The following is an 18,473-nucleotide window of genomic DNA, read 5'->3' as shown; positions in this document are numbered from 1 at the left end:
TTCTAGGAGGAGCCCCGCCGCAGGAAGGTCCAGGAGCGGACGATCTCGCGGGCGGGCGGCGGCTCCTCGGCCTGGAGGCGGTCGAAGAGCAGGCGTACGACGTCGGTGTAGTCGTGGTGGAGCGGGCCGACGGTGCTGAGCTGCGGATTGCTGATGAGGCCCTCGTCGATGTTGCCGACGCCGACGACGGCCACGTCGTCGGGCACGCGCAGCCCGGCGTCCCTGGCGGCCCAGATCACGCTGATCGCGGCCCGGTCGGAGGCGGCGAAGATCGCGTCGGGACGGTCGGGGGAGCTCAGGAGCTCGACGGCCGTCTGGTAGGCCGAGACGCGGTCGTCCGCGCCGGAGGTGACGATCCGCTGGTCGACACCGTGTCGTTCGAGGGCGGTGGTGTAGCCGAGCAGCCGTCCGGCGGGTTTGTCGCGGTAGAGCTCGAAGCGGTGCGCCATGAACGCGATGCGGCGCCTGCCCTCCGCCAGCAGGTGCGCGACCGCCTGCGCGCACGCCTCGGTCTCGGGGGTGTGGACGACGTCGCAGCCCTCGAGCCCGCTCTCGTTGCTCAGCACCACCATCGGCAGGCCGGTGGCGGCGAGCCCGGTGAGCAGGTCGTGGGTGAAGTGGTCACCGACGACGTTGACCAGCGCGCCGTCGGCGATGCCGCCGCGAAGCACGTCGATGGCCGCGGCCGCGCGCGCCTCTGAGTAGACCGTGAGCGTGACCACGGAATAGCCGCGGGCGTCGGCCATCTCGTGCAGGTCGGTGGCCAGCCGCTCGTCGCTGGGAACGCCGCCAAGCGAGCTGAGCACCAGGCAGACCCGCTGCGTGCGGCGCTTGCGCAGGCTCCTGGCGGCCTGGTTGGGGGTGTAGCCGAGTTGCCTGGCGGCCTCGAGCACCCGCTTCCTCGTCTCGGCGGCCACGGGGCGGTCCCGGCCGCTGAGCACGTAGGAGACGGTCGCCACGGACACGTTCGCCAGCTCGGCCACTTGTCGTGCGGTAGGTCTCATGTTAGTCGAATAACGTAGCATTTCCGACTGGGATACAGGGAAACTTTCTGGGGAAACATCGCGACCAGGGTGGACATGTAGGAGGCTTCACGCCCAAGCATCCTCAGGCGTGTGAATCGATTAACACCATATTTTGCGCCACCCCGCCCGATCAATAGGTGAGCGCGCCCGGAGTTCCAGGCCCTTGCCCGATCCCCCAGCGTGGCGCAAGGCGTTTTCAGTCACTCTCCGTTACCTTGCCAGGTGAACGGGGGAGGAACTGTGGAGAATCTGGCAATCGGGCGGGTATCACGCCGGACGTTCGTTACCGGCACGTTCGCGGCTCTGGGACTCGGCGCGGCCCTGGAGGCGCCGGCGGCCGGTGTCGTGGCGCGGCCTCGCGGGACGGTGCTGCGGGCCACGCCCGCCAAGGTGAGGCTGGGCAAGCGCACCGTCTCCACCTGGACCTACAACGGCCTGCTCCCCGGCCCGCTCGTCAGGGCCACGGCCGGCGAGACGGTCGCCGTCCGGCTGGTCAACGACCTGCCCGCGCCCACCACCGTGCACTGGCACGGCATCAGGATCGACTTCCCCATGGACGGCGCACCCGGCTTCTCCCAGGATCCCACCCGGCCCGGCGGCACCTTCGACTACGTCTTCCGGGTGCCCGACCCCGGCACGTACTTCTACCACTCGCACGTCGGCACCCAGCTCGACCGCGGGCTGTACGGCCCGCTGGTCGTGGCCGACCCGCACGAGCCGCTCCGGTACGACGAGGAGTTCACGATCGTGCTCGACGACTGGCTCGACGGCATCAACGGCACCCCCGACGACGCCCTGCGCCGTCTGAACTCCTCCACCGAGCACGACGACACGCTGCGCAGTGAGGCGCTGGGCGGCGTGGCCGCGGAGCTGCGACACCCGCTCTACCTGATCAACGGCCGCCCGCCGGCCGCCCCCGAGACGCTCACCAGCTCTCCCAAGCGGCGCGTCAGGTTCCGGGTCGTCAACGCCGCTGCCGACACCGCCTTCCGGGTCGCGCTCGGCGAGCACCGCATGACCATCACCCACGCCGACGGATTCCCGTGCTCGCCCGTCACCGTGGACACGTTCGTCATCGGCATGGGCGAGCGGTACGACTTCGTCGTCACCCTCAAATCGGGCGCGTTCCCGCTGGTGGCGCAGGCGGAGGGTAAGGGCGGGCGGGCGTACGCGGTGGTGCGGACCTCGCGCAAGGCCGACACGCCGCCGCCGCGGGTCAAGGTGCCGGAGCTCAAACGACGGATGCTGAAATATCAGGACATGGACGCCCGGCCCACCGACCACCTCCCCCTCCCGACCAGAGCCGTCGCCGTGACACTCGGCATGCGCGAGTCGGGCAACGAGTGGACGCTCAACGGCCGGCTCGCGAGCGACCCGCTGCGGCTGCGCGTCGAACCGGGCGAGACGCTCAGGGTCGTCCTGGACAACCAGTCGCCCATGTGGCACCCGATGCACCTGCACGGCCACACCTTCCAGTTGCGCGCCCGCGGGCGGTCCGGGCCGCGCAAGGACACCGTGAACATCAAGCCACGCGAGCGCCTGCACATCGACGTGCACGCCGACAACCCCGGCGAGTGGATGTTCCACTGCCACAACCTGTACCACCAGGAGCAGGGCATGATGGGCGCCATCGGCTACGGCCAGGCCCCGCCGCTGCGCCCCGGCATGATCCACGGCGGACACACCTCCGGCAAGGAGAGCCACTCATCTGGTGAGAAGAGCCGCCACGGCGGCCACTGACGCGCGCCGGCACTGCCATGTGGCACATCACTTTGATCACTCTTGCGACCCGGCACCGGGCTACGCGAGGATCGCCGGACTGGATCCCCACCCTGCATGACGACACGGAGAGGCTTGTCGTGCGCGCTTCAGAGAACATCGAGCAGTTCGGTTACCGGCAGGAGTTACGCCGCGGGGTCGGGTTGACCGACCTCGTGTCCTACGGCCTGGCCTTCATGGTGCCGATCGCACCTTTCGCGATCTTCGGCCTGGTCTATTCCCGCTCCGGCGGCATGCTGGTATTGGCGTACCTCGTCGGGATGATCGCGCTCCTCTTCACCGCCGCCTCGTACGCGCAGATGGTCAAGGCGTTCCCCCTGTCGGGCTCCGTCTACAACTACGCCGGGCGCGGCATCGCCCCGCCGGTCGGCTTCATGACCGGGTGGATGGTCCTGCTCGACTACATCCTCGTGCCCTGCCTGCTCTATCTGGTGGCCTCGCTCGCCATGCACGACCTCGTGCCGGACGTCCCCGTCTGGGCCTGGCTGATCGTCTTCGTGGCCGTCAACACCGGGATCAACCTGCGCGGCATCCGCATGACGGTCCGGCTCACCCGCCTGATGATCGGTTTCGAACTGCTCGTCCTGGGGTTGTTCCTCGTCGTGGGCCTCTGGGCGCTGCTGCAGGGCAAGGGCCACGGGTTCAGCCTCTCACCGCTGTTCAACCTGGAGACCTTCTCCTGGCCGGTGATGTTCGCCGCGGTCTCCGTGGCGGTCCTGTCGTTCATCGGCTTCGACGGCATCAGCATGCTCGTCGAGGAGTCCACCGGCGGCTCGGCCCAGGTGGGCAGGGCGATGCGGGTGGCGCTGCTGCTCGCCGGTCTGCTCTTCGTCACCCAGGTCTGGGTCGCCTCCCTGCTGGTGCCCGACCCCGGCGAGCTGCTGGTCAAGGACAGCGGCACCGCGTTCTACGACGCCGCCGCCGTGGCGGGCGGCGAATGGCTCAAGGACGTCACCCTGACGGCCACCGCGCTCTCCTGGGGCGTGGCCAACACCATGGTCGCCCAGGTCGCGGTGTCGCGCCTGCTCTACGCGATGGCGCGCGACCGGCAGCTCCCGTCGTTCCTCGCCAAGGTGTCGGTCAGGCACTCGGTCCCGGCCAACGCCATCGTCTTCGTCTCCCTGCTGTCCGTGGGCATCGGCCTGTGGATGTCCAACCGCTCCGACGGCGTCGACCTCCTCACCAGCCTGATCAACATGGGCGCCATGGCCGCCTTCATCGTCCTGCACGTGTCGGTGATCGTGCACTACGCGCTGCGGCGCGGCTCCGACAAACTGTGGTCGCACCTCGTCGCGCCGCTGATCGGCATGGGCATCCTGGTCTTCGTGGTGATCAACGCCAACGTCCTCGCCCAGGTGGTGGGCCTCGCCTGGCTGGGCGCCGGCGTCGTGGCGCTGGCCGTCCTCTATGCCCTGGGCCGCCGGCCGGCCCTCGACGGCATGCCCTCCGAGGCTGGCCGGATGCCGACGAGGACCTCCGCTCCATGAACGCGCTGCCCCTCCACCAGGACCTCTACCTCATCGCCCACGACCAGTCGGGCAGGCCCCTGATCCATCCGTCGTCGATGTCGCTCGGGCTGGCCGGCGCCGTGCTGCTCGACCTCGCACTCGGCGGACGCGTCGCCGTCGCCAAGAGCCAGGCCGCCGCCACCCGGCGTGCTCCCACCGGCGACGCGATCGCCGACGACCTGGTCTCCCTCCTCCTGCGCCACCACGCCGGCAGGGAGCTCAGGTATCTGCTCAAGAAGACGGCGCACGGCATCCACGACCGCACCCGGGAGGCGCTGCTCGCCTCGGGCGTGCTCGTCCAGGTGAGCGGGCGCCGTCTGGGCGTGCTGCCGTACACGCGGTACGAGCCCGCCGACATCGCCTCGATCGTGCGGGCCTCCGCCGGGGCGCGCTCGGCGGTCGAGGGCTGGAAACAGCCGGACGCGCGGTGCGCCGCGCTGTGCGGGCTCGTGGCCGTGCTGCGGGTGGAACAGGAGCTCTATCTGGACCAGCCGAGCTCCCGGCTGGTCGGCCGCCTGCGCGAGATCGCCCGCGAGAGCTCCCCTGTGGTCGGCGAGGTGGTCACGGTGGTCGACGCGCTCGTCGGCGAGGCCGCCGTCGCCGTCTACCGCTGACCGACCGCCCCCGCAGGAAGCGGCCGGACCACCGACGGGCCCGCAGGAAGCGGCCGCAGGGCGGGGAGGGCGTCAGGGGAAGAGGGCGCGGAGTTGTGAGACGACCTCGACGATGGGGGCCACCTCGGCGGCGCGGGCGGAGAGCCGGCTGAGCGCGTCGAGGATGCGCGACCGGTCGGGCTCGGTCTCCGCCAGCTCCTGCCGGATGTCACCCGCGTCTCTGCGCGCCCGCGCCGGCTCGGCGAGGTCGGCCTCGTGCGCCGCGAGCAGGCGCTCCAGTCGTTCCAGGAGCGCCCCCGCCTCGCCGCCCGCCGGATCGCCGGCGTTGACGACGACCGCGCGGGCGTGGGCGCCCATCGCGATCGGGCCGCTGATCCGGCCGTCGCCGCTGACGTGCACGCCGTATTCGTCGCCCATGGAGTCTCCTCGCTCGTCACGCGCCCGGCCGGGCGCTGGTGTGGACGGTCGCCGACGCGTGCCGGCCGAAGGCGATGGGGCCGCTGACCGAGCCGCCCGCGCCCACGGACACGGTGTTCATGGTCACGCTGGCCGCCTGCAACCGGTAGGCCCCCGTGTCGACCTCGTGGTCCTCCAGGAAGTCGAGGACTGCCTCGGTGAGCCGCTGCTCGATCATCCGGGTGTATTTCGCGACGTCGAGCACCTGGATGTGGGTCTGCAGCTCTTCGCTCGCCCCGAGCTCGCGGACGCTGAAGCGGGCGCCGTAGGGGTAGACGATGTGCTTGTGCGGGTCGGGCGTCATCAGGCTCTGGCGCACGGCCTGCACCGCGGTGCGGGCGACCCGCGCTGGGGCGGCCAGCACGTCGCGCAGCAACCGGAGCTTGAACATCTTGACCGCCTCCCACGCGATCCGCACGCCGGTCATCGTCGGCAGCTGATCGACCACGTGGTAGGCGCCGAGGGCCGGCGGCAGCACGGTGACGACGAACTGGGTGTAGAGCATCCGCCCCTCGACCGCGAGGTAGATGAAGGCGGACGTCAGCGCCTCCTGGTCTTCCGCGGGGGCGACGAGGTTGCCGCCGGGGTCGCGGATCTCCTGGCCGTCGTTGTTGATGGTGAGCCGCTGGTAGTAGCGCACGCCGCCCTGGGGGTGGCGGATGATGGCCTCGATCTCCTCGGGCGTGACCTCGCATTTCGGCAGGCCGTGCTGGCCGATCATCGGATGCGCCGTCCTGGTGCGATCACCGTGCCAGTCGCTGACCGTGAAGATGCCCCTGGTCACCACGTGGTCGCCGATGTCGAGGCGCTGGATGCCCTCGTTGGGCCGCAGGACGCGGTCGCGCATGTCCCTGAGGCGCTCGCGGACGAACGCGTGCAACTCCACCGGGTCGATGTCGACGGGGTCGTTGCGCCGCCTGCTCACGTGGTCGTGGCGGACGCGGTCGAGCTCGACGGCGATCGACCAGCTGCGCTCGATGGACCCGGCGCCCATGAAGGCGTCCTCGTTGGCGTACATCGTCACGTTGCCCCACTGGGCCCTGCGGATGTAGTCGAGGCGGCGGGCCGTCCTGGGGTGGGTGACCCCGGTGACCGGCTCGGGCGTGCCCGGCCTGAGCGTGCCGGCGAGCGTGAGGTAGATCGCCACGCGGTAGACCACGACGATGGTGAGCGTGACGGCCGGGATGGACAGGATCTCGACCAGCGTGCTCCCGCCGCCGTCGCCGGGAGAGGACTCCGGCTCGTACGCGCTGGAGTAGGACGATCCCGAACCGGTCAGGTCGTCCAGCATCGGGGCCAGCCCGTACATGAAGGGCCACAGGACGAGGAACGCCCCCGCGAGCAGGATCGTCACGCGCACCCGCAGCGGCGCTCGGCGGACGCTGTCGACCGTGAGCAGGACGAAGGGCACGAGGACGAGCATCCACATGATCGTGGTGAACGGGGTGAGCAGCAGGCCGGCGGCGAAGAGCAGGGTGATCAGCGCGTCGCGGACGGTGAGGATCGCGCGGGCGCGCCGGCAGTGGTGCAGCACCGGCATGAGGTCGAATCCGCCGTAGGAGGGCGGGATCGCACGATAGGGGTCGAACAACAGCTCCTCGAGCACCCGGTCACGGAAGCCGTGGTCGAGGTAGGCGGCGGCGCAGAGGTAGCGCGTGGCGTTGCTGACGGGCGGCGGGCCCGATGATGAATCCGCGGTGCGCCGGAATTTCGCGGACGAGCTGTCGACGGCCATGTGTTCCGCCCTTCCTTTTACGTTCGGAACCGACCCTAGGGGAGCTTATTCAAATAGTCTCGGCGTCAGCAAAGCGCACGTAAAAAGGCGTAGGACAAATGCAGCATTTCGCCAGAATTGATGAAATATGCGGGAGGACGCGTTGACCCACGACCCCGGCTCCAGCCGTCTGTGCGGACGATGCGGGTCCGACGTCGGCGGCCTGCTCCAGTGCCCGCGCTGCCGGGCCCGGCTCTCCTCCCCCGGCACGCCCTCACCCGGCACGCACCGCCCAGGGCCTTGCCGTCCCCGGCGGCGCGCACCCCTCTGGCGTCGGATGCCCCTGCTCACCGGCCTGGCCGCCGCCGGTCTGGTGATCGCCGTGACCTGGTGGGCCGTCGCCGGCCGCGCCCCGGCGCCCGCCGAGACCGCCGGCGCGGGAGAGGCCACGGCGTCCGCGCCCGCGGGCGACGCGCTCCCACCGTCCGCCGGCGAGACCGCACCCGCCTCGCCGGCGGGCGAGCCCACCCCCTCGCCGGGCGCGTCGGCGGAGCAGCAGGCCGCAGCCGTGAACGATCTGCTGTCCAGCAGCAGTTCCGCCCGTACCAGCCTCTCCGACGCGATCGAGCGCGCACGGAGGTGCGAGCGGCGCGGGCGCGACACCATCCAGGACATCACCGACCGCCGGCGCGGGCAGCTCACCGAAGCCCGCGCGCTGGAGGTCACGGCGCTCGCGGGCGGCACGGAGCTCAAGGACGCCCTCGTCGCCGCGCTCAGCGCCTCGTACGAAGCCGACGCGGCGTTCCTCGCCTGGGCGCGGCGGCAGAGCGGCGGGAATTGTACGGGATCCACCGCCGGCGACCGCGACTTCCGCCGCGGCATCGACAGATCCGAAGACGCACAGGCGGCGAAAGTCCGCTTTTCCGAGATGTGGCGCTCAATAGCAACGAAATACGATTTGACCGCCTGGAAGCCGGACCAAATCTGACTTATCGATATTTTGCAGCACCGCGGAGCAGGCCCGCCTCACGGGCACGGTCGTGACCCTCCAGGGATCCTGACGCTCAGCCCCAGATCTCCTGGGCGGTCTCCACGATCAGGGCGAGCTTGGCGAACTGCTGGTCGGCCGTGAGCTGGTTGCCCTCGACGGTGGAGGAGAACCCGCACTGCGGCGACAGGCAGAGCTGGTCGAGGTCGACGAACTTCGCGGCCTCGTCGATGCGCCGCTTGAGCGTGTCCTTCGACTCCAGCTCGCCCGACTTGGTGGTGACGAGCCCGAGCACCACCATCTTGCCCGGCGGCACGAACCGCAGCGGCTCGAACCCGCCCGACCGCTCGTCGTCGTACTCCAGGAAGAACCCGTCCACCTTCAGCTCGCTGAACAGCGCCTCGGCGACGAAGTCGTATCCTCCTTCCGCCGCCCAGGAGGAACGGAAATTGCCGCGGCACATGTGCGTCGTGATCGTCATGCCGTCGGGCTTGGCGGCGAGCGCGGCGTTGATCTGCCGGATGTAGCGCAGGTGCATGTGGTCGGCGTCGTCGCCGCGCGAGGCCAGCTCGGCCCGCTGGGCCGGGTCGTTGAGGTAGGCCAGGCTGGTGTCGTCGAACTGCAGGTAGGTGCAGCCCAGCGCGCCGATCCTGCGCACCTGCTCGGCGTAGGCGGCGCTGAGGTCCCTCCAGAACTCCTCCACGTCGGGGTAGACCGCGGGGTCGATGGCCGCGGGCCCGCCCCGGTAGTGGACCATGCTGGGCGAGGGGATGGTCAGCTTGGGCACGACGCCGGCGCCGCGGACGGCGAGCGTGTCGCGCAGGTAGGTGAAGTCGTCGGCGAAGACGGGCTCGTTCAGCTTGATCCGGTCGTGGACGCGCAGCGCCGCCGGGGTGAACTCGATGTCGCCCTGCTCGTTGTGGAAGCGGACCGTGATGTGCTCGTCGGAGGCCTGGCCGATGCCGCCGAGCTGGTAGATGAAGTCCATGTGCCAGGAGGCCCGTCTGAACTCACCGTCGGTCGCGCTCTGCAGCCCGGTCTCCTCCTGGCGGCGTACCACCTCTCTGATGGCCTCGTCCTCGGCCTCGCGCAGCGCGTCGCCGGTGAGGCTCTCGCGGGCGCGGAGCAGCGCGGGCGGGCGCAGGAGGCTGCCGACGTGGTCAGCGCGGAAAGGGGGTGTGGTGCGCACTGCTGATCATCTCCTCGGATCGAGGCCGTCGGGGCCTCCGTAGAGCGTGCGGAGCGGGGCTTTGAGCAGCTTGCCCGCCGCGTTCTTGGGCAGTTCGGGGACGATTTCCAGATATTTCGGGATCTTGTAGCGCGCCAGCCGGCCGTCCAGGTGCGCCAGCAACTCGGCGGGCTCGGCCTTCGCGCCGGGCCGCGTCACGACCAGGGCCTTGCCGACCTCGCCCCACCTGTCGTCGGGCACGCCGATCACCGCGCACTCGGCGACCGCCTCGTGGCCGTAGAGGACGCTCTCCACCTCGGCGGGGTAGACGTTCTCGCCTCCGGAGATGATGACGTCCTTGAGCCGGTCGGAGATGCGTACGTAGCCGTCCGCGTCGGCGACGCCGACGTCTCCGGAGCGGAACCAGCCGTCGGGCGAGAGCACCTTCGCGCTCTCCTCGGGCCGCCCCCAGTAGCCGGGCATCACGTTCGGGCCCTGGACGTACACCTCGCCCGGCTCGCCGGGACCCGCCGCGGAGCCGTCGGACGCGACCAGGCGGACATCCGAGAAGAAGCACGGCACCCCGGCCGTGCCCGCCTTGGCGATCGAGTGCTCGGCCCCCAGGAAGAGGGCGCCAGGCGCGGTCTCGGTCATGCCGTACCCCTGCAGGAACGTCAGCCCCCGCTCCTGGTAGGTCCTGATCAGCGGCTCGGGCACCGGCGCGCCGCCGCACAGCAGGTGGCGCAGGCTCGACAGGTCGGCGCCCGCCCAGCGCGGCGACCGCGCGAGGAAGCCGAACATCGACGGCACCCCGAACATCACCGTGACCCGCTCCGACTCGATCAGGTCGAACGTGCGCTCCACGTCGAACGACGGCTCCAGGATCGCCCTGCCGCCCTTGAGCACGGTCGGGATCAGCGTCTGGGCCAGCGCCGCGATGTGGAACATGGGGGCGCTGACCAGCGTCACCTCGTCATGCGCGAGCGGCACGTCGACCAGCAGGTTGACGGTGTTCCACGTCAGGTTGCCGTGGGTGAGCATGGCTCCCTTGGGGCGGCCGGTCGTGCCGGACGTGTACATGATCAGGCACACGTCGTCCTGGCCAACGGGCTCGTCGATGGGTTCGGACGACCCGCTCTGCAGGAAGTCCTCATACGCATCCGGCCGGAGGAGCCCGCCGGGGAGATCCTCGCGGTCCTGCCCCTCGCCCAGCACGACGATCTCGGCGCCGGCGTCCTCCAGGATGTAGCGCAGCTCGGGCGTGGCCAGCCGGGTGTTGAGCGGGACGAACACCGCGCCCAGCAGCCCGGCGGCGAAGAACGTCTCCACCATCGAGGGCTGGTTGGCCCCCAGGAAGGCCACCCGGTCGCCGCGCCCCACGTCGAGACCGGCCAGCGCCGAAGCCAGCCGGTACGAACGATCGCGCAGGTCACGGTAGGTGTGGTCGCGCCCAAGATGGCTCAGCGCCACCCGCTCGGGCGTCATGCGCGCCCTGCGTGCCGGCCACGATCCCGTCCCCTGATTCCGCATCGGCACTCCTTGACGCTCAAGTCCTCAAGTTAGGCCACTTCACGATCGCTGTCATCGTTCTGCCCAACTTTCGTCGGGGACGGTGTCGAGGAGCCCATCCGCGACCGCCACCGCCTCCGCCCTGAACCGCTCGTGCAGCGCGTGGCAGACCCGCTGCGCCTTCTCCGCGGGCCAGTCGTGCGGCAGGTAGCGCAGCGGGAGCCGCGGATCGGCCCTGATGATCTGCAGCCAGCCGGTGAGCAACATCAGGGAGCGGGCCAGGTCGTCGGGCGCCTCCGGCGCGGGATCGGCCCGGTCCCAGCGGCTCAGGAACTCCCGGTAACGATCGCCCAGGCCCTCCAGGTCGTACGCGTCGCGCACCAGCGTGTGCATGTCGGTCGGGCACCTCGGCTCGGCGGAGAAGACCTTCACGTTCGCGCCGAGATCCTCGACCACCTGAGCGGGGTCCACCTCGCCGGGAGCGATCCAGAGCCCGTTCTGCAGCGGCCCGAACCCGGCCCAGATCAGCCGCGAGCGCAACTCGTGCCGCTGCCGCTGCCACGACTCGGGCAGCGAGAAGCCGATCAGCGTCCAGCGGTCGTCGCCCGCGTCGTTGACCACGCCGCTGTGCCAGATGCGCCGCTCGCCGTCCTTGAGCACCTCGGCGCTGGTCGGGGTGAGGCCGAAGTACATGCGGCGGCCCGAGCGGCGCCGGCGCAGCAGGCCACGGCGGACCATGCGGGTCAGCGTCGAGCGCGTGGCCTCCTCCGAGATCCCCACCCTGGCGAACGCCTCGATGAAACTTCTCGACGCGACGCAGACCCCGCGGCCGTATACGTGATCTCCAAGAAAGGTGAGAATCACCGATTGAGGCCGCATGGCAGCCCTCCCCAGATATTCGGCAATCTATTGACAGCCGTAATGTACCTGCCTACATTCAGGCCACACGCGACGGCTCCCTAGCGACCGAGCCGCTTCACGCAGTGAGCACGGAGGTCCTGATGCGCAGGTTGCTCCCGTCCCTGGCCGTTCTCGTGCTCGCCGTCGCCGCGTGCGGCGGCAGCGGCGGCGGTGACGGACCAGGCGCGCAAGATCCGATCAAGGTGGGCCTCATCGTCTCCCTGACCGGCAACTACACCCCGCTAGGCAGCGAGGACAAGAAGGCCGTCGAGCTGGCCGTCGAGCAGGTCAACGCGCAGGGCGGGCTGCTCGGCCGCACCGTCGAGCTGGTCACCCGCGACGACAAGACCGCCCCCGACCAGGGCATCGTGGCCTACAACCAGATCAAGGGCGAGATCGACGCCCTGATCGGCCCGGTGTTCTCCAACTCGGCGCTCGCGATCGAGCCGCTCGCGCAGCGCGACAAGATGCCGTACCTGTCACTGGCGCCCACGCAGGAGCAGGTCGAGCCGATCAAGCCGTACATCTTCGTCACCCCGGCCCTGTCCAGCATGTACGCCGAGCGCTACCTGCAGTACATCCAGGCCGAGGGCATCAAGACGGTCGCCGTCGCCTGGGACTCCAAGAGCGCCTATTCGGTCTCGGGACACGAGGCGATGGTCGAGCTCGCCCCCAAGTACGGCGTGACGATCGCCGTCGACGAGTCGTACGAGACCACGACCTCCGACTTCAGCCCGCTGTTCCAGCACGTGCGCGACTCGCCGGCCGAGGCGCTCGTGTTCTGGGGCTCGGGCGCGCCCGGCGTGACCGCCGCCAAGCAGTACGTGGCCTCCGGGCTCAAGACGCCGCTGTTCCTCACCGCGTCGCAGGCCAGCAAGCTGTGGCTGGAGCCGATGGGCGACGCCGCGGAGGGCATGACCGTGCAGAGCGCCATCGGCGTGGTGGGCGAGCACCTGCCCGACGGCAAGCAGAAACAGGTGATCGAGCAGATGGCCACGCCGTACGAGCAGAAGCACGGCTACCCGCCCCCGCAGTTCGCGCAGGACGGATACAGCGCGAGCCTGCTGCTGTTCGAGGCGATCAGGAAGGCGAACAGCACCGACAAGACCAAGATCCAGCAGGCTTTGGAGACCATGGACCTGATCACGCCGAACGGCCGTTTCCGCTACTCCCCCACCGACCACTCCGGGCTCTCCCCCGAGTACATCTCGGTCAACACGGTGAAGGACGGCCAGTTCGTCCCCACCGAATGGGCCAAGGACGAGCTCGCCAAGACCGTCGCCGCGGCGGGGTAGCGCGTGCTGGAGGTCACCGGAGTGTCCCGATCCTTCGGGGGCGTCTACGCCGTCCGCGACGTCTCGCTGAGCGTCGCGGACGGCGAAGTCTGCGGCGTCATCGGCCCGAACGGCGCCGGCAAGTCCACGCTGTTCAACCTCATCACCGGCCATCTGGCCGCCGAGCACGGCCGCATCTCCTTCCTCGGGCACCGCGTCGACCGGCTCGCGGCACACCGGCGGGCCAAACTCGGCATGTCCATCGTCTTCCAGGCCGCCCGCGTCTTCCGCGGCATGACGGTCAGGGAGAACGTCATGGTGGGGCTGCACGGGCGCACCCGGGCGGGGTTCGTCTCGGCCGCGCTGCGGCTGCCGCGGCACCGGCACGACGAGCGCGAGATCGCCGCCGAGGCCGACCGCGCCCTCGAGCGCGTGGGCCTGGCCGAATGGGCCGACCGGCCCGCCGACCTGCTGCCCATCGGACAGCAGCGGGCGCTGCAACTGGCCCGCGCCCTGTGCGCGCGGCCCAGGCTGCTGCTGCTCGACGAGCCTGCCTCCGGCCTGCGCGGCAACGAACGCGAACACCTCGCCACGCTGATCGAGGAACTGCGGGCGAGCGGCCTGACGATCCTGCTCATCGAGCACGACGTGGCGTTCGTGACCCGGCTCGCCGACCGCGTCGTGGTGCTCGACCTCGGGCAGGTCATCGCCGACGGCACCCCCGCCGAGGTGCGGGCCGACCCGCTGGTGCTCGCCGCCTATCTCGGACAGGCCTCATGATCGACGTCAAGGACCTGGTGGTCTCGTACGGCACCGCGACCGCGCTCGAACACGTCACCCTCACCGTGCGGCGCGGCGAGATGGTCGCCCTGCTCGGCCCGAACGGCGCCGGCAAGTCGACGCTCGCCAACACGCTCGCCGGCCTGCTCGCACCCACCTCCGGCACCGTGGAGGCCGGCGGCCGGGTCGCGCTCATCCCCGAGGGCCGCCAGCTCTTCCCCGACCTGACCGTGGCCGACAACCTCGCGCTCGGCGGCTGGCGCTCCGGGCAGCGCGACCCGTCCCTCGTCTACGGCCTGCTGCCCCGGCTCGCCGAGCTCGCCGGCCGGCGGGCGGGCGTGCTGTCCGGCGGAGAGCAGCAGATGGTGGCGTTCGGGCGGGCCATGATGTCGCGGCCCGACGTGCTCGTCGTGGACGAGCTCTCCCTGGGCCTGGCTCCCAACGTGACCGCCGACCTGGCCGCGCACCTCGCCGCGCTCAACGCCGAGCAGGGGCTGACCGTGCTGCTCATCGAGCAGAACGCGCGCCTGGCGTTCGAGCTGTGCCGGCGGGCGTACGTGCTGGAGTCGGGGCGGCTGGTGACCGAGGGCGAGTGCGCGGTGCTGGCCGACGACCCGCGCGTGGCCAGCGCGTACCTGGGAGGGGCGATCACTTGAGCGCACCTCGGAAGGGCGGTCACATGAGAACGCGCCGGCGAGAGGCGGCCGCATGAGCGCCTTCCTCACCTATCTCCTGAACGGCCTGGCGGTCGGGTGCGCGATCGCGCTCATCGGCAGCGGCCTGGTCGCCATCCACCGGGTCACCGGTGTGGTCAACTTCGCGCAGGGCACGTTCGCCGTCGTGGCGGGGCTGTGCACGTCCTCGCTGCTCGGGCTCGGGTTCCCCCACGGGCTGAGCGAGCTGGCCGCCGTGCTGGCCGCGGCGGTCGCGGGCCTGCTCACCGGGCTGGCCGCCATCGGCAAGCGCGGCACCACGCCGCTGTCGGCGCTGATCGTCACGCTCGGCGTGGGGGTGCTCGCGTACGCCGTCGAGATCGTCCTGTGGGGCGACCAGCCGCGCTCGGCGCCCGGTCTGGCCGGCTCGGTGATCGTGGCGGGCGCGCGTATCCAGACCCAGCACCTGCTCGTCATCGGCGTGACGGTGGCCACGTTCGTGCTGCTGGCGCTCTTCTTCGGCCGTACCTACCTGGGCAAGGCGCTGACGGCCTGCGCGTCCAACCCGTACGCGGCCCGGGTGGTCGGCATCGACGTCAGGAAGATGGGGCTGCTGGCGTTCGTGCTCGGCGGGCTGCTCGGCGGCATCGCCGGGGTGCTGGTGACGCCGCTGCGGCCCATCTCGTTCGACACCGACGTCACGCTCATCGTGAACGGCTTCGCCGCCGCCGTCTTCGGCGCGCTCACCCGGCCCGTCATCACGCTCATCGGCGCGCTGGTGCTCGGCGTGGCCGAGACCATGGCCGCCGGCTACGGCTACGGCTCCCACCAGCTGGAGGTGGCTCTGGGGCTCATGCTCGTCGTCATGATCGTCCAGGCCGGCCGCCGCTCGGCCATCTCCCTGGAGTCCACATGATCAGGCTGCCGCTGAAAACCGGTGCCGGGCTGCTGATCGCCGCCGTCACGCTCGCCCTCCCCGCGGTGCTCGACGACAGCGCCCTTGCCGTGTACATCCTGCTCGGCCTGGCCGCCATGGTCACGGTCGGGGTGTCGCTGCTCATGGGGTACGCCGGGCAGGTCTCGCTCGGCCAGGGCGCCTTCTACGCGATCGGCGCCTACACCGCCGCGCTGCTCGCCCTGAACGGCGTGCCGCCCCTCGCAGGGCTCGTCGCCGCACCCGTGGTCGCCGCCCTGTCGGCGCTCGTGATCGGCACGCCGCTGCTGCGGCTGCGCGGGCACCACCTGGCCTTCGCCACGCTCGCCATGCAGCTCATCCTGCTGTCGCTGGCGGGCCAGCTCGAGTTCACCGGCGGCGACATCGGGCTGCAGGCCATCCCGCAATTCTCCCTCGGGTCGTGGGAGGCGCAGGACGCGACCACGTACGCGTACCTGACCTGGGCGGGCGTCGCGCTGGTGATGCTGGTGACGCACAACGTCATCACCTCGCGGCCCGGCCGCGCCCTGCGTGCCCTGGCCACCAGCGAGACCGCGGCCGCCTCCTCGGGGATCCCGGTCGGCCGCTACAAGCTGACCGTGTTCGCGCTGTCGGCGGCCTTCGCCGGGCTGGCGGGCGGCATCTACTGCTTCTACACCGGCTACGTGGCCCCGGGGTCGTTCCCGGTGCTCATATCCATCCAGTACATCGTCATGGCCGTCGTCGGAGGGCTCGGAACGACGTGGGGCGCCGTCATCGGGGCGAGCGCGATCACGCTGCTCCTGCAGGGGCTCAGCACGCTGAGCTCGCTGCCCGGCATGCCGACGTACGCGCCCAGCGTGCTGTCGTACGCCGTCTACGCCCTGCTCCTCATCGTGGTCGTGCTCTTCCTCCCCCAGGGCCTCCTACCCGCCGTCGCCGACCGGCTGTCCAGGAAACGGCAGGCCGCTCCCGCGCGGACCCGCTGACGCCGTACTGGATAAGGTGGCCCGCGCCACGATATATCGGGGAAAGGTACGGCATGGCGCACGATTGGCCGAAGTTCCTGCCGGTGGGGGCGATCCGTTTCGCCCGGCCGACGGCCCGCTTCGACGACTGCCTCGTCTTCTACCGCGACGTGCTGGAACTACCGGTGATCGCGTCCTGGCGCGGGCACGACGGTTACGACGGAGCCGTCTTCGGCCTGCCGGGAACGCCGGTCCACCTGGAGCTCACCCAGCACGGCGAGACACCCGAGATCCCCGCGCCGTCGGCGGAGAACCAGCTCGTGCTCTACCTGCCCGGCGCCGAGGTGGTGGCGGCCGTCGTCGAACGGCTGGCGGGCCTGGGCCACCGGCCCACCCCGCTGGACAACCCCTACTGGGCCGACCGCGGCGCCGTCGCCTTCGCCGACCCTGACGGGTGGATGATCGTCTTCGCGCCCTGGGTCTTCGGCAAGGACCCGGTCCCCACCGTCACCTGAGAGCCACACGTCCTTGCAGCCCTGTTCGTGACAGCGGTCCCGGTTCACGGCTTGATCAGCGATCCGTACGCCGCACGCACGTCCGACCTGGACGACTTGACGAACTTCTCCGAGGGCGGGCCGGTGTCGATAGGGCCGTAGTACGTGTAGTGGATGCGAGGCGGGCAGCTGGAGCCACCGATTTGCACGCTGCGCGGGCCCACGCGCTTGCCGGTCCGCAATTCGTAGACGCGAACAGGGATCTTCCGCTTCCTGAAGGTCACGTTCTGGATCCCGCCGATGACGAAGGTGGAGTTGTAGGGGCAGGTTCTGACCGCGGTCCCGTCCTTGGTGTCGCCGGCGCAGATCACCAGCACCGCGTCGGCGGCGTCCTTGGCCAGCCATGAGGAGGGCAGGTTCTTCTTGTGATCGCCCCTGCCGAACAACATCGCGCGGTGCGGCCCCTTGCCCCGGTAGGGGGCCGCGCCGCGATAGGGCGCCGGCTTGGCGCAGTACTTCGGCTCGTCACCGGAGCCGCCCTTGAGCAGCCGCCGTACGTTCGCAAGCTCGATCTGCAGCCCGGCCCGGTCCTTCCCCTTCTTCGCCCTGGCCACGAGGTCGTCCTTGGGGTACTGGTCGAGCAGCTGCTCGTACTGCGCCTTGGCCTGCTTCCAGTCCTTGTCCTCCGCGAGGTCGTCGCCGCATCCGACGATCGCCGCGGGCGCGACCTTCGGGACGACGTCCGCGGCGCGGTCCAGTACGCCGCCGCCGGCCGGACGCTCGGCCAGCCAGTCGGTGATCGTCTTGGTGTCGCAGGCGTCCTTGACGGGCAGGCCGCCCAAGAACCCGTCCAGGACCTTGCCCACCTCGCTCTCCTGGCCGGCGAACTCCCCCAGCACCTGCGACAGGCGGCCGAAGCCCGCCGCCAGGGCTTTGGTGTCGCCGGTCAGGGCGGTGTTCAGTTCGCCGGCGGCCTGCGCGAGGAAGAGGTCGGCCCTGCGCCCCTCCACGCCCTGCCACAACGCCCCCGGATGAGCGCGGTAGGTCTCGAGCGTGCCGGCGGCCAGCAGCGGATCGTCCGCGGCCTGCCGCCCAGCTTTCACCAGCAGCCGGCAGGCCGCGATGCTGTCCTCGGCCCGGGCGGTCCGTGGGGCGTCGGCCACCCGGTGCCCGGCCCACAGCTCTCCCAGGATCGACAGCGCCCGCATGCAGTCGTCCCGGCGGTGGGCCGCTGCGGCGTCCTGTTCGATCCTGGAGGCGTCGAACCTCAGGTAACCGACGGCCAGCAGCACGACGAGGGCCGTACCGAGTCCGACGAGCCGCTGCGGCCGCACCCACCCGCGTCCTCCCGCCGAGGCCGCCGGCCCGGCAGTCCGCACCGGTTCGCTCCGCCGCAGTCGCCCGCCCGCAAGCCACCAGCCGTGCACGACGACACCGGCCCACCACAGGAGCACCACACCCTCGAACCAGGCTACCCGCGCGACCAGGACGAGCACGGCGAGGAGCACGACCGTGACCGCCCCGGTGCCGAGGGCGAGTCCACGCCGGCCCATCATCAGGTAGCCGAGGCCGAGCAGTGAAGCATTGCCGAGGGCCACGGCCGGCGAGTCGGGGGCCGGCTCCGGTCGAGACGAACGGTCACCGGGGCTCACCGGGATCGGATCCATCGTGGCGCCTCCTCCTGTGAACGGTTCATCGCCCCTGTTCAAGCCGCCCACCATTGTGGGCGC

17 protein-coding genes are annotated in these 18,473 nt (G+C 70.7%); 10 read left to right on the top strand and 7 right to left on the bottom strand.

All coding sequences use genetic code 11. From position 1 onward, the window contains the following. Positions 1-2 precede the first annotated feature (2 nt). Positions 3-1,004, bottom strand: coding sequence for a LacI family DNA-binding transcriptional regulator (locus ABGB01_RS02525; RefSeq protein WP_347769798.1), 1,002 nt, complete (start codon positions 1,002-1,004; stop codon positions 3-5). 261 nt (positions 1,005-1,265) lie between these two features. Between ABGB01_RS02525 and ABGB01_RS02520 the strand changes: the two genes are divergently transcribed. The 3 genes from ABGB01_RS02520 (at position 1,266) to ABGB01_RS02510 (ending at position 4,926) form a co-directional block, all read left to right on the top strand. After that, entirely contained in the window at positions 1,266-2,765 is a 1,500-nt protein-coding gene (locus ABGB01_RS02520) for a multicopper oxidase family protein (protein ID WP_347769796.1), read from the top strand. A gap of 119 nt (positions 2,766-2,884) precedes the next feature. Next, positions 2,885-4,291 carry an APC family permease gene (locus ABGB01_RS02515; protein WP_347769794.1) on the top strand — a complete coding sequence of 469 codons (1,407 nt, stop codon included), beginning with the start codon at positions 2,885-2,887 and terminating at the stop codon, positions 4,289-4,291. Next, the gene (locus ABGB01_RS02510) at positions 4,288-4,926 is read left to right on the top strand and encodes a GPP34 family phosphoprotein (protein ID WP_347769792.1); all 639 of its coding nucleotides are present in this window, start codon (positions 4,288-4,290) and stop codon (positions 4,924-4,926) included. The genes ABGB01_RS02515 and ABGB01_RS02510 overlap by 4 nt, the downstream gene beginning before the upstream one ends. Before the next feature lie 72 nt (positions 4,927-4,998). Here the strand turns inward: ABGB01_RS02510 and ABGB01_RS02505 are convergent, their stop codons facing one another. Together ABGB01_RS02505 and ABGB01_RS02500 are read right to left on the bottom strand one after the other, a co-directional pair. Further along, on the bottom strand, positions 4,999-5,343 hold the full coding sequence (locus ABGB01_RS02505; protein ID WP_347769790.1) for a hypothetical protein: 345 nt from the start codon (positions 5,341-5,343) through the stop codon (positions 4,999-5,001). 16 nt (positions 5,344-5,359) lie between these two features. After that, positions 5,360-7,117: a hypothetical protein gene (locus tag ABGB01_RS02500; protein ID WP_347769788.1), complete on the bottom strand. Its 1,758-nt coding sequence runs from the start codon at positions 7,115-7,117 to the stop codon at positions 5,360-5,362. 316 nt (positions 7,118-7,433) lie between these two features. On the opposite strand from ABGB01_RS02500, the gene ABGB01_RS02495 reads away from it, so the two are divergent. Beyond that, positions 7,434-8,084 (top strand): hypothetical protein, encoded by a 651-nt coding sequence (locus ABGB01_RS02495; protein ID WP_347769786.1) that lies wholly within the window; start codon positions 7,434-7,436, stop codon positions 8,082-8,084. Positions 8,085-8,160: 76 nt separating this feature from the next. Here ABGB01_RS02495 and ABGB01_RS02490 read toward each other — a convergent pair whose 3' ends face one another. Genes ABGB01_RS02490 through ABGB01_RS02480 form a run of 3 tightly spaced genes read right to left on the bottom strand, consistent with a single transcriptional unit; the run spans position 8,161 to position 11,640 of the window. Beyond that, positions 8,161-9,273, bottom strand: coding sequence for a 5-methyltetrahydropteroyltriglutamate--homocysteine S-methyltransferase (locus tag ABGB01_RS02490; protein WP_347769784.1), 1,113 nt, complete (start codon positions 9,271-9,273; stop codon positions 8,161-8,163). A 6-nt stretch (positions 9,274-9,279) separates the two neighbouring features. Further along, positions 9,280-10,782: a long-chain fatty acid--CoA ligase gene (locus ABGB01_RS02485; RefSeq protein ID WP_347769782.1), complete on the bottom strand. Its 1,503-nt coding sequence runs from the start codon at positions 10,780-10,782 to the stop codon at positions 9,280-9,282. Between the two features lie 51 nt (positions 10,783-10,833). Beyond that, positions 10,834-11,640, bottom strand: a complete 807-nt coding sequence (locus ABGB01_RS02480; RefSeq protein ID WP_347769780.1) for a PaaX family transcriptional regulator C-terminal domain-containing protein — start codon at positions 11,638-11,640, stop codon at positions 10,834-10,836. Between the two features lie 122 nt (positions 11,641-11,762). Between ABGB01_RS02480 and ABGB01_RS02475 the strand changes: the two genes are divergently transcribed. Genes ABGB01_RS02475 through ABGB01_RS02450 form a run of 6 tightly spaced genes read left to right on the top strand, consistent with a single transcriptional unit; the run spans position 11,763 to position 16,764 of the window. Beyond that, complete coding sequence (locus tag ABGB01_RS02475; protein WP_347769778.1) at positions 11,763-12,956, top strand: ABC transporter substrate-binding protein; 1,194 nt, start codon at positions 11,763-11,765, stop codon at positions 12,954-12,956. A 3-nt stretch (positions 12,957-12,959) separates the two neighbouring features. Beyond that, positions 12,960-13,715: an ABC transporter ATP-binding protein gene (locus tag ABGB01_RS02470; RefSeq protein ID WP_347769776.1), complete on the top strand. Its 756-nt coding sequence runs from the start codon at positions 12,960-12,962 to the stop codon at positions 13,713-13,715. Further along, positions 13,712-14,371, top strand: a complete 660-nt coding sequence (locus ABGB01_RS02465; protein ID WP_347769774.1) for an ABC transporter ATP-binding protein — start codon at positions 13,712-13,714, stop codon at positions 14,369-14,371. Before ABGB01_RS02470 ends, ABGB01_RS02465 begins: the two co-directional genes overlap by 4 nt. Positions 14,372-14,423: 52 nt before the next feature. Beyond that, on the top strand, positions 14,424-15,284 hold the full coding sequence (locus ABGB01_RS02460; RefSeq protein ID WP_347769772.1) for a branched-chain amino acid ABC transporter permease: 861 nt from the start codon (positions 14,424-14,426) through the stop codon (positions 15,282-15,284). Beyond that, on the top strand, positions 15,281-16,270 hold the full coding sequence (locus ABGB01_RS02455) for a branched-chain amino acid ABC transporter permease (protein ID WP_347769770.1): 990 nt from the start codon (positions 15,281-15,283) through the stop codon (positions 16,268-16,270). The genes ABGB01_RS02460 and ABGB01_RS02455 overlap by 4 nt, the downstream gene beginning before the upstream one ends. A gap of 53 nt (positions 16,271-16,323) precedes the next feature. Next, positions 16,324-16,764, top strand: a complete 441-nt coding sequence (locus ABGB01_RS02450) for a VOC family protein (protein ID WP_347769768.1) — start codon at positions 16,324-16,326, stop codon at positions 16,762-16,764. 44 nt (positions 16,765-16,808) lie between these two features. Here the strand turns inward: ABGB01_RS02450 and ABGB01_RS02445 are convergent, their stop codons facing one another. Beyond that, positions 16,809-18,410 carry a hypothetical protein gene (locus tag ABGB01_RS02445; protein ID WP_347769766.1) on the bottom strand — a complete coding sequence of 534 codons (1,602 nt, stop codon included), beginning with the start codon at positions 18,408-18,410 and terminating at the stop codon, positions 16,809-16,811. Positions 18,411-18,473 lie beyond the last annotated feature (63 nt).

Origin of the sequence: Nonomuraea sp. B5E05, from assembly GCF_039880665.1 — a bacterium.
Lineage (GTDB): Bacteria > Actinomycetota > Actinomycetes > Streptosporangiales > Streptosporangiaceae > Nonomuraea.
This window is presented reverse-complemented; position numbering and strand designations above follow the sequence as displayed.

Excerpts from the sequence above, each read along its gene's own strand:
- ABGB01_RS02525 (WP_347769798.1), bottom strand. The coding sequence starts at position 1,004 with ATGAGACCTACCGCACGACAAGTGGCCGAGCTGGCGAACGTGTCCGTG.
- ABGB01_RS02510 (WP_347769792.1), top strand. The coding sequence starts at position 4,288 with ATGAACGCGCTGCCCCTCCACCAGGACCTCTACCTCATCGCCCACGAC.
- ABGB01_RS02505 (WP_347769790.1), bottom strand. The coding sequence starts at position 5,343 with ATGGGCGACGAATACGGCGTGCACGTCAGCGGCGACGGCCGGATCAGC.
- ABGB01_RS02500 (WP_347769788.1), bottom strand. The coding sequence starts at position 7,117 with ATGGCCGTCGACAGCTCGTCCGCGAAATTCCGGCGCACCGCGGATTCA.
- ABGB01_RS02495 (WP_347769786.1), top strand. The coding sequence starts at position 7,434 with ATGCCCCTGCTCACCGGCCTGGCCGCCGCCGGTCTGGTGATCGCCGTG.
- ABGB01_RS02485 (WP_347769782.1), bottom strand. The coding sequence starts at position 10,782 with ATGCGGAATCAGGGGACGGGATCGTGGCCGGCACGCAGGGCGCGCATG.
- ABGB01_RS02480 (WP_347769780.1), bottom strand. The coding sequence starts at position 11,640 with ATGCGGCCTCAATCGGTGATTCTCACCTTTCTTGGAGATCACGTATAC.
- ABGB01_RS02475 (WP_347769778.1), top strand. The coding sequence starts at position 11,763 with ATGCGCAGGTTGCTCCCGTCCCTGGCCGTTCTCGTGCTCGCCGTCGCC.
- ABGB01_RS02465 (WP_347769774.1), top strand. The coding sequence starts at position 13,712 with ATGATCGACGTCAAGGACCTGGTGGTCTCGTACGGCACCGCGACCGCG.
- ABGB01_RS02460 (WP_347769772.1), top strand. The coding sequence starts at position 14,424 with ATGAGCGCCTTCCTCACCTATCTCCTGAACGGCCTGGCGGTCGGGTGC.
- ABGB01_RS02455 (WP_347769770.1), top strand. The coding sequence starts at position 15,281 with ATGATCAGGCTGCCGCTGAAAACCGGTGCCGGGCTGCTGATCGCCGCC.
- ABGB01_RS02450 (WP_347769768.1), top strand. The coding sequence starts at position 16,324 with ATGGCGCACGATTGGCCGAAGTTCCTGCCGGTGGGGGCGATCCGTTTC.
- ABGB01_RS02445 (WP_347769766.1), bottom strand. The coding sequence starts at position 18,410 with ATGGATCCGATCCCGGTGAGCCCCGGTGACCGTTCGTCTCGACCGGAG.